This window comes from Rhodanobacter sp. TND4EL1, assembly GCF_054061035.1.
The window spans coordinates 855016-870688 of record NZ_JBSSDT010000001.1 but is presented as its reverse complement, the minus strand read 5'-3'; the positions used below and the strand labels follow the sequence as shown (position 1 = coordinate 870688).

Below are 15673 nucleotides of genomic sequence, written 5' to 3'. Positions count from 1 at the left end.
CCCTTTTTTTCGCAAGTGGCGCAGCAAGTTCGGCGGCATGGATGCGTCGCTGATGTCCCAGCTCAAGGAGCTGCAGGACGAGAACCGACGCCTGAAGAAGATGTACGCCGATGCGCAGCTCAGCGCCGAGCTGCTGAAGGAGGCCATGGCAAAAAAATGGTGAGGCCATCTCAACGCCGGGGGATGGCCCGATGAGCAGTGGAAAGCGGGCGCACGAGTATCCGGCACGCCTGCCAGACGTTCGTCTTGAGCGAGACCGGCTACCGCTACCAGGCCAAGGCGAGCGCGGAGAACGCGCGCATCGCAGATTGGCTGGTCCGCCTGACCACGGCCTATCGCGATTGGGGTTTCGGTCTGTGTTTCCTGCACCTGCGTAACGTCAAAGGGTTCGGCTGGAACCACAAGCGGGTCTACCGCATCTATCGGGAGCTGGAATTGAATCTGCGCATCAAGCCCAGGAAGCGCATCGTGCGCGAGCGGCCCGAGCCGCTTGCCGTGCCCGGCACCATCAATCAGGTGTGGTCGATGGACTTCATGCACGACCAGCTCAGCGACGGGCGCAGTTTCCAAAACAGGGGTCAGAGTGCACTTTCTGATGTTCGCTTCTGGAGCGTTTTCCGCGGCCGCCCGATCTTGGCCGGTCCCGCACGGCGCGAGAGTTGCGCTTCGACAGCGGTGCGGAAGTGATCGGAACCCAGGGCGTGTTGGCGATGAAGGTGGGTGCGGATGGCGTCGAGATGATCTTGGGACAGGTTTTCCATGGCGATGGCGCGGTACGCGCGATGTCGCTCTTGGTCTGTTCTGCCCAACGCCAGATAGGTCGGGTGCGGATGGATCAGCGGGTCGTCGTGGCCGAACGCATTGTGTGCGTGGCTTGACCACGGGTAGTCCAGCGGGTCGGCAGTCATGCGCGCACGGACCGGGTTCAACTCGATATAGCGGTAGCAGTGCAGCAGGTAGGTTTCCCGATCTACCAGTGATGACTTGTAGCGGCCTTCCCATAACGTGCCGGTGCGCCGGTAGCGATCGTTGACGTAACGCACGTAGCGCCGCCCCAGAGATTGCATCACCCGCGCGATCTGTCCGCTGGCGGCGGGCGTCATCAACAGATGCACGTGATTGGTCATCAGCACATACGCATGGACGTAGCAGCCTTCGCGCAGCGAGATTTCGCGCAAGTCTTGCAGGTAACGCACGCGATCCACGTCGGTAAAGAAGCACGGCTGGCGATCATTGCCACGCTGGACAACGTGCTGAGGGATATGAGCGAGGTCGAGTCGTGGTTGGCGGGGCATGGCGGCTTCCGTGCGGGCAGATCGCCAGTGTTCCAGCGCAATCGGTCGCGAGCTGCCGGGGCATACCACGGCATTTCGTCGGAAAGTGCACTCTGACCCCGGTTTCGGCAGACGCCGATGGGCATCAGTCAGAACGCCTTGGCGCGCGCGGCTGGCGTGCCGCCACGCCGCATCAACGAAATCGTGCTCGGCAAGCGCGGTGTAACGGCGGATACCGCCGTGCGCCTGGCCGTTGCATTGGGGACCAGCGAACGATTCTGGCTTGGTCTGCAGGCTGATTTCGATCTGGAAGAAGCCCATCGCGCCTTGGGGAAGGCTGTCGAGCAGATCGAACGGATCGCCGCGTAGATACGTTCATCGGGTTCACCCCCGTTTTTGACAGGCGCTCGGAAACAGGCGACAGAGTCGACTTTCTACGGACCTCGTGCAATTGAAGTGCACTCTGACCCCTGTTTCGCTTTTAGCCCTGCCTCACGCGACACCAATATGGCCGCCAATGATTGCGGCCGGCCGAAGTAGAACCCCTGCCCCAGCTCGCAACCAAGTGTCACCAATGCTTCGCGCTGTTCCGACGTTTCGATGCCCTCAGCAACGACTTCCATCCGCTGGGATTTCGACAACGCCATGATTGCACGCACCACCGCGGTCGTGCTCCGTTCCTCGTTGGCGCGCAGGTCGCTGACGAACGAGCGGTCGATTTTGAGCGTATGCATGCTGAATCGGTGCAGGTAGCTCAAAGATGAGTAACCGGTTCCGAAATCGTCCAGTGCAATCTCCACTCCGCTGTTGTGCAGTCGCCGGAATACGGCGGTGATCTGCTCAGGATTCTCCAGTAGCGCGCCTTCGGTCACCTCGATACGTACCTGGCGCGGGCTGATCCCGCAGGTCGCAATCAGATCGAGGAAGCGGACGTCGATTTCGGGGGAGCGGAAATGGCGTGGGGAGAAGTTGAGGTTGACGTATTGGCCGCGGCCCAGAAGCTGCGGGATCGCCCGCATGGCCCGCTCGAAGATCTGCCAGTCCAGCGCCTCCATCATCCCGCTCGCTTCTGCAACATGGAGGAAGGTGCCAGGCGCGAGGATGCCCTTGGCCGGGTGATTCCACCGCATCAGGGCTTCGTAGCCAACAATGCTGGCGTCGCCCAGCCGGACGATGGGTTGGAAGTGGGGAATGAACTCCTGCCGGGTCATGCCTCGACGCAAGTCGCTCTCTATTTCCAACAGAGACAGTGCCTGCTCGTGCAACAGCGAGTTGAACAACTCGAAGCGATGGCGCCCGCCCGACTTGGCACGGTACATGGCGATGTCGGCGTCGCGCAGGATGTCCTCGGGCGATGTGTAGTGCGATGCGTACATTGCTATGCCGACGCTGGCGCCGGTGAACAGTTCCTTGCCCCCGATGCGCACGGGTTCGCTCAGCGAAGCGAGGATCCGTTGCGCCATATGCACGGAGCCATCGGTGCCGTCGACCTCCATGTAGACGGCGAACTCGTCTCCGCCAAGACGTGCGACCATGTCGCTCCCGCTACGCACGCAGTCCGAGAGGCGACGTGCAACTTCTTGCAGCAGCTCATCGCCGACAAGATGGCCGACACTGTCGTTGATGACCTTGAACCGGTCCAGGTCGACGAAAAGCACGGCAAAATCGCAGCCCGGCTCGCGTTCCCGCTGCCCCATCGCCCGCATCAGCCGGTCGCGCAGGTAGGCCCGGTTTGGAAGGCCGGTGAGGGAATCATGCATGACCTGGTGTTTGAGGCGCTGTTCGATGCGCTCGCGCTCTTCGATCTGCTCGGACAATTCGGCCGTCCGTTCTTCAACGCGGCGCTCGAGGTCGCCGTAGGCATCCAGTAGCGCGGACGCGGCGCGCTGGCGTTCCAGTCCATTGACGATCTGGTAGGAGATGAAAGTCAGGATCTCGCGATCGCGCTCGGTGAAGTTGACGCCTTCACTGTAGCTCTGGACCGCCAGCAGCCCGACGACGCGCTCGCCCAGCACCAGCGGCACGCCGAGCCAGGCGACGCAATTATCACTGGTTCCCCGAAGCTCGCTACGCCTGTCGAGTTCCTCAACCAGTGCAATGTCGTCCGGATTGCGCATATCCAGCTTGAGGGGCTTTCCGTAGCGCATGCCGTATTCGGTGATCCCGATCCCGAGGGGCCGGCTGGTCGGCTTGGTGTCGAACTGGTCCACGAAGTACGGGAACTCAAGCATCTTGCCGTCTTGCGAAAGCATGGCGATATAGAAGTTCCGGGCATCGAAGAACTCACCGACGACCTGGTGCACCGCGCCGTAGAACGCGTCAAGATTCCTTGCTGTATGCGAAAGCTCAGCGATGCGGAACAGCGCCTTCTGGACCCGTACGCTGTGCTCGAGTTCCTCGGTGCGCTGAGCCACGCGGCGTTCCAACTCTTCCTTGGCCAGCTTCCGGTCCACGGCGGTGACGATGTGGCTACCCACGTACGTGAGCAGTGCCTGGTCGCCGGGCGTGTAGCGAGGCCGCTCCACGTAGCTCTGCACCACCAGCACGCCACGCACCACATCGCCAACGATGGCAGGGACTCCCAGCCAGTCAAAGCAGTCCATTCCAATATCGCGCGCCGGCCGCCCAAGCTGGGCATCGATTTCGTCCAGCGTTCCCATCAATGGCTTGCCATCACGGACGAGGTGCCAGGTGAGTCCACCCTTCATCACCGACATCGGGATGAACTCGTTCGCGTCCCGCACGATGGGATCGGTCGTGTCCTTGAGATAGATGAAGCGAAGCGAGTCTTGTTGCTCGTCGTAGAGCGCAATGTAGAAGTTCTCGGCATACATGAAACGCCCGACGATGGCGTGCAGTTCATGCAGCATGTCACCCAGGTCCATCTCCGAACTGGCCATGTCCGCGATCGCGAACAGTGCCGACTGCAGTTGCTCCGAATGGGTGCGCTGCCGCTCCGAATCGGCGACGTGGCATTTTTCGAACATGGTCTCGGCCAGCGGTCCAAGCAGTTCCGCCAGCTCCCCAATGCGTGGCCGCGAGTCGTCGCTTCCATCGCAAACAACGTTGAACTCGGAACGGCCCGGGTCAGAATAGATGACGCACGCGATCCGCTGCCGTTCCTCGTCCGCCGACCAGCCAGTTCCTTCTCGCGCACGTCGGGCCAGCTCCTGGTCAACTTCGCGGATGATCGACTCGTCATGAACCTCCGCAACGAGCGATGCAATCCGCCAGCCGACCAGCACGTTGGCCAAGCCCTCACCTTCGAGGAACTCGGCTGCAATACGTGCAAAGGCACCCATGTCGGGCGCCCCGCCCAAGCGCTTCACCAGCTGGCCGATACGCCGTTCGCGTGTGATCGCCTCGGCCGAGACAGGAAAACGCACGACTGACACCATTACCCGCTCCCCGTCATTGCTGAAGCGTCAAAGCACGCCTGCAGCCTTTAACCAGTTATCGGCCAAGCTCGGAATTCTTGACAAGAACGGGGGAAAAAGCTGGCTTGGGAAACAGGGGTCGGAAAACAGGGGGTCAGAAAACAGGGGGCAGAGTCGACTTTCCACCAGCGAAAACAGGGGTCAGAGTCGACTTTCCACGGGCCTCGTGCAATTAAAGTGCACTCTGACCCCTGTTTTTTCGGGTGACAGGTTCATGCCCTTGATCGCGCCACCAAGGGTGATTGGCGTCGTCTGGCAGTCGCAACTCAGGTCGTAGCGAAGCACCTGGGTGCCGTTGGCGATGTAGATCATCTGCCGCGCCGTGTCGATGACCATATCGGTGCGATTGGGTGCCGCGATGAAAGTCCCGTCTGCCCATGCCGCACTGGCGCACAGCGCCATGGCCGTCGTGAAGACGGCAGCGATCAAACGATGCATATTTTCCCCCTGAGTCCCTTTGCCGAAAGTAACCTTCCGCGCGTCCCCTCGTCGCTCCGGCATCCCGCGACCGGGCTGCCGAGAATACTAGTCTCTGGTCACGATGTTGGGTAGGGTCCAGTCAGCTGTGACGGGCTGGTGCGTGTTGGAAAGAAAGGCGTCCGTCAAACCTGGAGCATCTCAGAGACATTATTCGCAAGGTGTTGATTGACTAAGGGAAGGGGGTTGGTGGGAAAACCTCAGACTGTGCTCCCGGTTTCGGTGGTCTCCGGTTTCGGTGAGCCACCGCCTTCATGGTGACAAGAAAGATAAGGGGACGTGGCTAATGGGATCTTTCCCTCGCGCGGCCCGCCCTGAGCGTCCCCGAGTGGTTTCCATGTGCTGGAAGCGTTCGTCGCCGAGCGCGCGAAACCGTTGCAGATGAAGTTGAATTCCGCGGGTGCTATTTCAGACTTGCTACTGCCACCTCGGGCTTCATGTGCTTACCTCTCTGCCGGGCACCGTCTTCTACTTCATTGCGCAGTTTTGAGCATCTCGTCGAGGCGGGTGTAGCTGTGCTCCATGCCGTCGGTCATGCCGGTGGAGACTGCATCTTCACGCGCCTGCTTCGACGCAAACGTCAGATTGCAGACGAGCGTGGTGACGCCGTCCTGCTCACTGAGTTCAAGTGACACGATGCATGGATCGCCCGTTGGCATGGCGAAGTCCATGTCGCCCGGGTCGAAGTATTGTTCGTGGGCCAGCCTGGATGGGGCGTCGACTTCGGTGAACGTACCGAGGAAGCCGAATCCGTTGCCGTCTTCGCGGTTTTTCCACTGCCATCGGTATTTGCCGCCGACGCGGACATCCATGTCGCACACCGGCATGTCCCAGCCGTCGTAACCCTGCCATTTCCGCACGAGTTCGGGGCGGGTATGCGCATCCCACACCAGTTGGCGGGGCGCGTTGAAGCTACGTGTGACGCGGACTTCACGATCACTGGGGAGTGTCACTTCTGCGGGTTTGGGCATGGTCTTCTCCATGGTGGTTCATCGTGGTTGCGCACCGCCATGAGGATGAAGGGCGGCATGTTGTCGCTATTTTTTTGCCTGTTTGCGCCTGGACGGTTTGGCCTGGAGTTCATCGAGCAACGCATCGAGACGCTGGTAGTTCTGTTCAAAAATTTCGCGGTAACGTTCGATCCAATCCACGGCCTCTTGCAATCGCTTCGGTTCCAGTTTGCGTGGGCGTCGTTGTGCATCGACGTCCATCGAGATGAGGCCGGCGCGCTCCAGCACTTTCAGGTGCTTGGAGATCGCTGGCTGGCTCACTTCCCGCGCCAGGGCGATGCAGTCAGTCTGCGTATTCGTCATGCAGGCGCACCCAACTCATGGTGCCGGCGTCCTCGTTGCGGCCCTTCGGAACGAGATCCAGCCAGTTGAACGCGCCGACCAGAAGTTCCACGCCGCGGTGGTACGTCGAGTAGGTGTGGAAGATCTCACCGGCATCGTCCCTGGCGAAGATGCTGACGCCGAACATGTCCGGACTCTTGGTGATGCCGGTAAGGCCGTAGTTGTAACTTGCGCGGCCCGCTGCGCGATCGGCTTCGGTGAACGAGACGCCGAAGTCGTAGTTGAAGGCGCTTTCTCCGGAGGATACCCAGGGGAAGGTCCAGCCCATGCGTCGCCGAACCTCTTCGATGCGTTCCACCGGCGCGCGCGACACGGCCGCGAAGGCGAGGTCGGCATGCTCGAAATGCCGGCGCGCGGCATCGACGTGATCCATCAGCAATGAACACCCCGGACAAAGATGGTGCGAGTCGGGGGCAAGCATGAAGTGGTAGATCGCGAGCTGGCTTTGCTGTCCAAACAGGTCGCTGAGTTCGACGGTGCCCTCGGGGCTTTGGAACGTGTAGCGCTTGTCGAGCTGCACCCAGGGCAGGCGGCGTCGCTCGGCATGCAATGCCTCGAGCTGGTGGGTCATGGCGCGTTCTTTCTCGAACAACGCCTTGCGGGCTTCCAGCCATTTTGCGCGCGTGGTGATGGTGGGAGCGTTCATGGGTTGTCCCCTCCCACAGGGCGGTTGCAGTTGACCATCCACTTGGCACCGAAGCGATCGGTGAGCATGCCGAAACGCAAGGCCCACGATGTTTCGGCGATCGGCATCGTCACCTGTCCACCTTCGCTGAGCGCCTTGAATGCGCGCTCGGCTTCAGCCGGTTGCTCGACGGTCAGCGACACCGCGTTGCCATGGATGCCGGGGTACGGCTCGGCGGTCGGTCCGCACCAGTCGGAGCCCATCAACACGGCGTCGCCGACTTCCAGTCGCACATGGGCGACAAGATCGCGGGCTTCTGCCGGCAGTGTTTCGTTGCCGGGCATTTCGCCCATGGTCACCTTCATCGTGACCTTGCCGCCGAGGGCGCGGGCATAGAAATCGAACGCCTCTGCGGCGTTGTCCTTGAAGAAAAGGTAGCTGACCAGGTTCATGCGAGTTTCCTCTTGCGGGACGGAAGTGGACTGAACGACGGCGTGACGGAAATCGATCGCCCCGGCTCAGGCGGCGACGGTGATTTCGGGAAACGGTTCGCGCCATGCGTCGATTTCGCACAGCGTTTCGTGCCAGCGTTGGACGGCGGGGAATTCGGTGAGCGGGATGTGCGCGGGTTCGGCATAGGGCAGGGTGATGGCGAGCGCGAAGTCGGCCACCGTGAGCGCTTTGCCGACCAGCCAGCGACGACCTTGCAGATGGCTTTCGAGGATCGCGGCAAGCCGGCGGAACCCGTCCTGCGCGCGCGTCACCGCCCCGGCATCGGGCTCACCAAGATTGAAGCGCGGCTTGATGATGTATTCGACGTAGAGCTGGCTGACCACCGGATTGAATTCCTGGCCCGCCCAGCTCAGCCAGCGCAAGGCCTCGATCTGGCGATCATCCTGCGGCCACAGGTCCGAGTCCGCGCGCGCGGCCAGATGGCACATGATCGCGTCGGCCTCCCACAGCACGCGCGTGCCGTCGACGAGCGTCGGCACCTTGCCGTTGGGGTTGAGTGCCAGGTATGTCGGCGTCTTGTGCTCGCCGCGGCCAAGATCGACATACGCGTACTCGATTGGCGACTGCAGATATTTCGCGACCGCGCAGACTTTGCGCGGGGAAGTGACATCGAACCAGTAAAGTTTCATGGGGCGTCTCCTCGAATGCCGTGAAACGGCGGTGGTTTTCTGATACGGGTGCGGGCATCACTCGCCCTGCGGGGGCAGTGGCATCACGCATGGCCCGCCGGCAAGGCGATGCAGGCTTGCCGCGGCGGGTTCGCCGATGTCCTTGAGCAGCCGTTGCTGGGTGGCGCTCCAACTGGGCATGGCTGCAACGAGCGTGCGATTCCCCTTGCGGGTGATCGTGGCCACGCGCGAACGCGCATCGGCGGGATCAGTGCGCAATGTCACCCAGCCGTTCTGTTCGGCGAGGGCAAGGTTGCGGGTCAGGGTGGTGCGGTCAGCGGAGAGAAGCTCGGCCAGTTCGCCGATGGCCTTCGATCCGGCCAGATGCAGCGCCGACAGCAAAGTGAACTGGGTGGCGCGCAGGCCATGTGGCCGCAATGCCTGGTCGAACTCGCGCGTGATGGTGCGGGCCGCGCGTCGCGCCGCGAGGCACAGGCAACGGGTGGTGGCAAAGAGGGCGGCGTCGGGCGTCATGGCGTATAGGTGTATATGCACATAAATGGACAGTCAAGTACCGCTTTCCGAGGCTGCGGTTGCCTGAATTGCCACCACGATGGTCCCGTCCTGATACCGCGGCGGAATGGAGGCACCCGCCGCGCTAGTCGCGCCCAGCCATTCGGCGAGGCGCGTCCGAGGCGGTGGTGTGTGAGGATGGGCTTGATTGGCCACGTCTTCTTCGGCTGTTTTCGCCGTCACGGCTGCTTCGCCCCGATCCAAAAACAGGGGGAAGGGTGCACGTTGATGGTGCGAGGTCCCTGGAAAACCGATTCTGCCGCCTGTTCCCGAAACCGCCGCCATCGCGGCCGATGGGCTCATCATCTGGCCCAGCTCGCACACTCAAGGGCTGGACTGGATGCTGGCGCTTCGGTGAACATAGCCGACACATGCCTGCCCATTCCACGCTGTCCGGACAACTGCTGCAGCTGCTGCCCGAGGCGGTGGTGCAAACGGACGCGTCGTGGATCATCACCTATTTGAATCCCGCCTGGCACAAGCTCACGGGCCATTCGGTGGATGGGGCGCTGGGCCAGTCCCTGCTTGATTTTGTGCATCCCGACGACATCGGCACCTTGCGATCAGGCATGCCGGTGTTCCGGCTGCGCCTGGCAAACTCGGACTATCGCTGGATGCGTTTGCAGCTTCAGCCGGAGTCCGACGCAGCGAATCGGGTGATCAGTCGGCAGGGCGTCCTGATCGAGATCACCGAGATCACCGAACAGGTCTTGATGGAGGTCCGTCAACGCTTCCTGCGGCTGCTGGAAACCATCGACGGTGTCGTCTGGGAAGCCGAGCTCGGCGTGGGCAACACGTTCCTGAGTCCGCAGGTCGAGCGGCTTTTCGGCTACACGGTGGAAGAGTGGCGCTCCGACCCGCGTTTCTGGCGGCTGCATGTGCATCCCGATGACTTGCCGGCGGCGCTGGTCATTGACGATGCCGCGTACAACGCGACGCACAGTTATGCGTACGAGATGAATTACCGGCTGATGGCCAAGTCCGGCAAGGTCGTATGGGTGCGCGACCTGTGTCGCGTGGTTGTCGACAAGGGGCGGCCGAATCGCATGATCGGCCTGATGATCGACGTGACCCGGCAGAAAAGCACCGAGCTCGAGCTGGTGCAATCCGACGACCGTTATTCGCTGGCCACTCGCGGATCCAATGACGGTATCTGGGATTGGAACCTGAAAACGGACGTCCTGCATGTGTCCCAGCGCTTCCATGAGATTGTCGGGCTGAGCGACACCGGCAACCTGCATGAGGGCGGCTGGCACTTTCTCCAGCAGCTCATGGACCCGGATGACCATGAGCGCGTGCAGACCGCGTACCGCCGGCACCTGTCCGGCCACCGCCCGAACTTTTCAGTGGATTTTCGCGCTCGTCTCGGATCGGGCCGATTGGTGTGGGTCAATTGGCGCGGGGTCGCCCAGTTCGAAGACGGCATGGCCGTGCGGATGGCCGGATCACTGAGCGATCTGGCGGAACGCGGCAGTTCTTACGACGCCTTGACCAACCTGCCCGGGCGGCCGTTGTTCCGCGCTCGCCTTGAGCACGCCATCGCGCTGCAGCAAGACGCGGCTTCGAAAGGTGATGACGCGCTGACACGACACCACTCCACGATGTTCGCCGTGCTGCTGCTGGACCTGGATCAGTTCAAGGCCGTCAATGACACGCTGGGACATCATGCGGGCGACCAGTTGTTGCAGCAGGTGGCTCGCCGGCTGGAGTCCTGTGTACGGGCTGTTGATCTGGTCGCCCGCATGAGTGGCGACGAGTTCATCGTGCTGCTCGAGTCGGTCGATCAGGCCGGTGCCACTGACCGGGCCCGACAGATTGCGGGGGCGCTGGCGGCCCCCTATCAGATCGGCATGAACAGCGTGACCAGCGGAGCAAGCATTGGCGTGGTCAGCAGCCAGGCCGGTTTCGCGACAACCGATGAGTATTTGCGTGCCGCAGACGTCGCCATGTATCAGGCCAAGAGCGATTCGCTGGGCGTGTGCGTTCACTCGTAAAAAGCGTCATCGGGTGCCCGCATGACGACACGGTCACCAAGGGAGTGATGCGGCGTTTGCCTGGGCCTTTCGGTGGGTGCACGGCGTGTCACCGGGCGCTATCGGAAAGAGGCTCGTGACTTGCGCAAGCGTCACGGATTCCGTTCAACGAGTTTGAGCTGGTTTGAAGTGGGTGGCGTACACCGCTCATGCTCGATGGCGGGTTCAAGCCGTTCAGGCATTCGGCTCAAGGTAAGCGGCAAGTTCGTCGGGTGAGCCGGTAGGGAAGGCCTCTTTCAGATAGTCCACGAAGGCGGATACGCGCGCGCTCAACAGTCGCCGTGATGGGTAAAGCACCCACAACGCAATGTCGGTGCCCTGCACGTCGCCCCAGTGCTGCAGCGTGCCTGCCGCCAGATCATGGCTGACCAGGGAGATGGGCAGCTGCGCCGCTCCGACGCCGGCCCGCACGGCGTCCCGGACCATCACCAGCGATGACAATCGAAGTATCGGCTGGATGGAGATGCGTGATTTTCCAGTGGCTGTCATCACCTCCCAGCTTGTCGGTTGCGCGCCAACGCCGCGCACCACCGCGGGCGCGGACTGGCCTGCTTCGGGCCGTGCCAGATCCTGCCTGGCGACGACCACCAACCGGTCGTGCAGAAAGATGCGTCCTATCAGGTTCTCGTCGGCATCCGGGTTGACCCGGATGACCAGGTCATACCCTTCCTCCACCAGGTTGACGGCGCGGTCTTCCGTCGTGACCTCCAGTCGCACCTCGGGGTGTTTCAGCGCGAACCCCGCCGCAATTTTCCCCATGGCGGTCTGCGATATCAGCAAGGGAGCGCTGATGCGCAACCGGCCGCGGGGTTGATCGCCTCGCGACGCGATGTTGGCGACCACCTCATCGATTTCGCTCATCAGCGCGCTCGTTCGCTCATAAAGCGCGCGACCTTCCTCGGTGAGTTTCAAGGAACGCGCGCCTCGCTCGAACAGGCGCAACCCGAGCGAGGCTTCCAGCTGGGCGACTCGGCGCGAAAGTGTCGCCTTGGGGCGACCGCTGGCGCGCACGGCTGGTCCAAACCCGCCATGGCGGGCCACCAGGTTGAAGTCGGACAGCGCGAGGAAATCCATCATGGTTTCACCAGTGAGACATTGGGTACCAATATAAGGTCTATCGGCCCACTTGTGAGCCGCGGATAGTTCTCCTGTCCCTTCAACGCACAGGAGAAACACCATGACTATTCTCGTTACAGGCTCTACCGGAAACATCGGCCGCCAGGTCATCGATCAACTCGCCAGACGCGGCGCCGACGTGCGCGCCCTGGTGCGCGATCCCGCCAAGGCGGATCTGCCGGCAGGCGTCACCACGGTGCAGGGCGACTTCCTCGATGTCGATTCGCTGCGCAGCGCGTTTGATGGCGTATCGACGCTTTTCCTGCTCAACGGCGTCGTGCCGGATGAGTTCACCCAGGCGCTTGTCGCGCTCAACGTGGCCCGCGAGGCCGGGATCAAACGGGTCGTCTATCTCTCGGTCATTCACAGCGATGTCTACGTCAACGTGCCGCACTTCGCGGGCAAGTTCGGCGTCGAACGAATGATCGAAGCGATGGGATTCAGCGCCACGATTCTGCGCCCTGCGTATTTCATGAGTAACGAACTCACCATCAAGGATGTCGTCCTCGGCCACGGTGTCTATCCGATGCCGGTCGGCAACAAGGGGCTGGCCATGGTGGACACCCGCGACCTTGCCGAGATCGCTGCGCTGGAGCTTCTGCGTCGCGAGCAGTCCGACGCGCTTTTGCCCTCGACCACGCTCAATGTCGTCGGCCCGGACACGCTGACCGGCGATGACGTGGCGGCTATCTGGTCCGAGGCGCTGGGTCGCACGATCGCCTACGGCGGTGACGACACCGCCGCCTTCGAACAGAACCTGCGCCAGTTCATGCCGGCGTGGATGGCGTTTGACATGCGGCTGATGACCGAGCGCTTTCTCAGCGACGGCATGGTTCCCGAGCAAGGCGACGTGGCGCGGCTGACTGCGCTTCTGGGCAGGCCGCTGGACACCTATCGCGAACTCGTCTCCGGCATCGTCGCTGCCGCCTGATGATCAAGAACCAGGGAGAATCACCATGATTTATTCCACCGCCACGGTTCCGGTGAACCCGGAAGGCGAAGCGAAGCTGACCCGAGCGCAAGCGTGGGCCGGGCTGGAACTCAAGGCGCGCGATGCGCGCCAGTTTCTCCCCGCAGGTCTGTGCACGCGCTGCGAAGTCACGGAAGAAACGGCCACGCACTTGGTGCGCGAAGCCACGATTGCCGGCGGTGATCTGCGCGAGATCATCACCGTCGAACCCGAGCGCAAGGTCACCTTCTTTCAGGCGACCGGTCCGCGCGAAGGAGCGATCGTCAACGAATTGTTTGAAGACTCCGACGGCGAGTTGCAGCTGCGCTTCTACTGCTACCTCGGACTTCGCGGCAAGCAGCCCGGCGGCGTCGAGGAACAGGCCGAGCAGGCGCTTTTCGACAGTGACAAGGGCTACAAGGCAGCGTTGTTGTCGACGCTCAAACATATTCGCGAGTTGGCGGCGGCGGGCAAACCTCGCCTGCCGCATGCCTCGTCGTCGAACGCGCCGAACCAGAATGACCTCAAATAGCGCGGACGTGACGGGCTGAATGGTGTCCCGCGCGCCTGCTGCCAAAGCAGGAATGAGAGTGCACGTTCTGATGTCTGCTTTTGGAGCGCGGCTGACGATCATTGCCGAGCTGGACGACGTGCTGAGGGATGTTGGCGAAGTCGAGTCGTGGCTGGCGGGGCGTGGCAGCTTCGGTGCCGGCAGAACGCCAGTTTTTCCGCGAAATCGTTAGTGATCTGTCGCGCCGCTCCACGACGTTTCGTCGGAAAATGCACTCTGACGCCGGCTCCGGGGTAGTGCTGTGCGCATCTCAACCTGATCTTCTTCCGCCCATGAACATCTGGCAGTGCGGGTTGATGCTGATTCGAGGCCTTCAGACTTCATTTGCGTCCTGGCCTGTTGGTTCGACGCACGGCTTCCTTCGGAAAGCAGTGAGGGTTGCCAAGCAGCTCGACCAGCCGCGACTCGCATGGGGACAGGTCATGGCCCCGACGTTGCGAGATCACGAACGTGAGCGGACCGAGGTGCCAGGCGCGACGCTCCAGTTCGACCAGCTCTCCACTGGCCAGGTCCGCGCCGACGAGGTGTCGTGGCAGGTGTCCCCAGCCCAGTCCGGCCTTGAGAAGATCACGCTTGGCGCCGAGATCGTTGACCAGCCACAGACGCTTGCCGGCAACACCCTGCTGGGTCTTTTCCGCTTGCGGCTGGTTGTCCGTGACGACGATCTGGACATGCCGGCCAAATTCGTCCGCCGGGATCGGTTTCGAGTTCGACGCCAGCGGATGGGAAGGCGCGCACAGCGTCACCATTTGCGTCTCGCAGAGCCAGTGGCGTTCGATGGCATCCGGGTTCACCGCGGGCACGTTCTCGACCGTGACCGCCAGCGCACACACCTTTTCGAGCACCAGTCGCTCGCCGCCTTGCATGGTCGTGATGCGCAGGTTGATCGCTGCGGTGGGGAACTCAGCCTGCAAAGTCCGCAAACCGTCGATCAGGTGGGCGCGGGGGAAGTAGACATCGATCGCCACCGAAAGCTGGGGCGCTCCGGCTTGGGCGATCGATCCCGCGCGGGTCTTCATTTCCTCCGTGCGTGAGATCACTGCCCGCGCGTCCGGCAACAGGCTGCGCCCCGCCGCGGTGAGTTGTGCCTTCCGTGTGTTGCGATCGAACAGTTCCACATCAAAGGCGCTTTCCAGTGCCTTGATCGCGTGGCTGATGGCCGACTGCGCGCGCCCGAGTTTCCGCGCCGCACCCGAAAAGCTTCCCTGATCGCATACGGCAACGAACGAACGCAGCTGGTTGATGGTGACGTTGTCGAGCATTGGCATCCAAAAAATAGATGGTATTAAGCGATATTTCGTCAATTGTCTTGATGTGTCAACGGGTCCATCTTGGTTTCAACTTCTACGCAGAACCAAGGACGCATCACATGAACAGACTCAACGGAAAGACCGCCGTGATCACCGGTGGTGCCACCGGCATCGGCCGTGCTGCCGCCAGGCGCTTCATCGAGGAGGGCGCTTTCGTCTTCATCTTCGGCCGCCGACAAGAGGCGCTCGATACCGCGGTGGCCGAGCTCGGGTCCAACGCCCGTGCGGTACAGGGCTCGGTCTCCGACCTGGCCGACCTGGACCGACTCTACGCGGCGGTGAAGGCCGAGCGCGGAACACTCGACATCGTCTTCGCCAATGCCGGGACGGGAGGCCTGCTTCCGCTCGGCCAGATCACCGTCGAGCAGATTGACGAAACCTTCGAAACCAATGTGAAGGGGACGATCTTGACGGTGCAGAAGGCGCTGCCGCTGATGGGCCAGGGCGGTTCCATCATCCTGACAGGGTCGAGCGCCGGCACCACCGGCGCCCCGGCATTCAGCATCTACAGCGCCAGCAAGGCGGCCGTGCGCAACCTCGCGCGGAGCTGGGCGGAAGACCTGAAGGGCACCGGCATCCGGGTGAACGTGCTGTCGCCCGGGCCGACGGCGACCGAACTGGCCAAGGCAGCGGTGGGCGAGGAGGGCATGAAGGCCTTCGCCGCGATGAACCCGCTGCAACGCATGGCCGAACCGGCGGAGATCGGCGCGGCGGCCGCCTTTCTCGCCTCGTCGGACAGCAGCTTCATGACCGCCAGCGAGCTCGCCGTCGACGGCGGCCTGGCGCAAATCTGACTCGCCTGGCCCTGTGGCATTCCATTCGGTTGTTCGGAGCG

General features: G+C 62.3%; 15 protein-coding genes and 2 pseudogenes. 6 read left to right on the top strand and 11 right to left on the bottom strand.

From position 1 onward, the window contains the following. Positions 1-7: 7 nt before the first annotated feature. Positions 8-570 (top strand): annotated as a pseudogene (locus ACVWWQ_RS04060) (transposase); the annotation flags it as partial. An 8-nt stretch (positions 571-578) separates the two neighbouring features. Here the strand turns inward: ACVWWQ_RS04060 and ACVWWQ_RS04055 are convergent. Beyond that, positions 579-1295, bottom strand: a complete 717-nt coding sequence (locus tag ACVWWQ_RS04055) for a transposase (protein WP_133949784.1) — start codon at positions 1293-1295, stop codon at positions 579-581. Positions 1296-1409: 114 nt separating this feature from the next. Between ACVWWQ_RS04055 and ACVWWQ_RS04050 the strand changes: the two are divergent. Further along, positions 1410-1643, top strand: a pseudogene (locus ACVWWQ_RS04050) (HigA family addiction module antitoxin); the annotation flags it as partial. A 65-nt stretch (positions 1644-1708) separates the two neighbouring features. Here the strand turns inward: ACVWWQ_RS04050 and ACVWWQ_RS04045 are convergent. The 8 genes from ACVWWQ_RS04045 to ACVWWQ_RS04010 form a co-directional block, all read right to left on the bottom strand. Beyond that, entirely contained in the window at positions 1709-4672 is a 2964-nt protein-coding gene (locus tag ACVWWQ_RS04045) for an EAL domain-containing protein (RefSeq protein WP_133949788.1), read from the bottom strand. A 180-nt stretch (positions 4673-4852) separates the two neighbouring features. Continuing rightward, entirely contained in the window at positions 4853-5149 is a 297-nt protein-coding gene (locus tag ACVWWQ_RS04040; RefSeq protein ID WP_133949789.1) for a hypothetical protein, read from the bottom strand. A 512-nt stretch (positions 5150-5661) separates the two neighbouring features. Beyond that, positions 5662-6171, bottom strand: a complete 510-nt coding sequence (locus ACVWWQ_RS04035; protein ID WP_133949790.1) for an SRPBCC family protein — start codon at positions 6169-6171, stop codon at positions 5662-5664. A gap of 54 nt (positions 6172-6225) precedes the next feature. Further along, a complete protein-coding gene (locus ACVWWQ_RS04030) occupies positions 6226-6459 on the bottom strand; it encodes an ArsR/SmtB family transcription factor (protein WP_457383304.1) in 234 nt (77 codons plus the stop codon). Positions 6460-6481: 22 nt separating this feature from the next. Beyond that, complete coding sequence (locus ACVWWQ_RS04025; protein ID WP_133949791.1) at positions 6482-7186, bottom strand: DUF899 domain-containing protein; 705 nt, start codon at positions 7184-7186, stop codon at positions 6482-6484. Next, entirely contained in the window at positions 7183-7617 is a 435-nt protein-coding gene (locus tag ACVWWQ_RS04020; RefSeq protein WP_133949793.1) for a VOC family protein, read from the bottom strand. Before ACVWWQ_RS04020 ends, ACVWWQ_RS04025 begins: the two co-directional genes overlap by 4 nt. Before the next feature lie 66 nt (positions 7618-7683). Further along, entirely contained in the window at positions 7684-8307 is a 624-nt protein-coding gene (locus ACVWWQ_RS04015; RefSeq protein ID WP_133949795.1) for a glutathione S-transferase family protein, read from the bottom strand. 57 nt (positions 8308-8364) lie between these two features. Further along, the gene (locus ACVWWQ_RS04010; RefSeq protein WP_099651798.1) at positions 8365-8820 is read right to left on the bottom strand and encodes a MarR family winged helix-turn-helix transcriptional regulator; all 456 of its coding nucleotides are present in this window, start codon (positions 8818-8820) and stop codon (positions 8365-8367) included. A 410-nt stretch (positions 8821-9230) separates the two neighbouring features. On the opposite strand from ACVWWQ_RS04010, the gene ACVWWQ_RS04005 reads away from it, so the two are divergent. Then, on the top strand, positions 9231-10853 hold the full coding sequence (locus tag ACVWWQ_RS04005; protein WP_133949797.1) for a PAS domain-containing protein: 1623 nt from the start codon (positions 9231-9233) through the stop codon (positions 10851-10853). Positions 10854-11066: 213 nt separating this feature from the next. Here the strand turns inward: ACVWWQ_RS04005 and ACVWWQ_RS04000 are convergent, their stop codons facing one another. After that, positions 11067-11966, bottom strand: a complete 900-nt coding sequence (locus tag ACVWWQ_RS04000; protein WP_133950909.1) for a LysR family transcriptional regulator — start codon at positions 11964-11966, stop codon at positions 11067-11069. A gap of 103 nt (positions 11967-12069) precedes the next feature. On the opposite strand from ACVWWQ_RS04000, the gene ACVWWQ_RS03995 reads away from it, so the two are divergent. Both ACVWWQ_RS03995 and ACVWWQ_RS03990 read left to right on the top strand, forming a co-directional pair. Then, positions 12070-12939, top strand: a complete 870-nt coding sequence (locus ACVWWQ_RS03995; RefSeq protein WP_133949799.1) for an NmrA/HSCARG family protein — start codon at positions 12070-12072, stop codon at positions 12937-12939. Positions 12940-12964: 25 nt separating this feature from the next. After that, positions 12965-13489 (top strand): SRPBCC family protein, encoded by a 525-nt coding sequence (locus ACVWWQ_RS03990; protein WP_133949801.1) that lies wholly within the window; start codon positions 12965-12967, stop codon positions 13487-13489. A 359-nt stretch (positions 13490-13848) separates the two neighbouring features. On the opposite strand, the gene ACVWWQ_RS03985 is transcribed toward ACVWWQ_RS03990, so the two are convergent. After that, on the bottom strand, positions 13849-14790 hold the full coding sequence (locus ACVWWQ_RS03985) for a LysR family transcriptional regulator (RefSeq protein WP_133949805.1): 942 nt from the start codon (positions 14788-14790) through the stop codon (positions 13849-13851). 107 nt (positions 14791-14897) lie between these two features. Here ACVWWQ_RS03985 and ACVWWQ_RS03980 point away from each other — a divergent pair, with 107 nt between their 5' ends. After that, positions 14898-15632, top strand: a complete 735-nt coding sequence (locus tag ACVWWQ_RS03980; RefSeq protein WP_133949807.1) for an SDR family oxidoreductase — start codon at positions 14898-14900, stop codon at positions 15630-15632. The last annotated feature ends 41 nt before the right edge of the window (positions 15633-15673 follow it).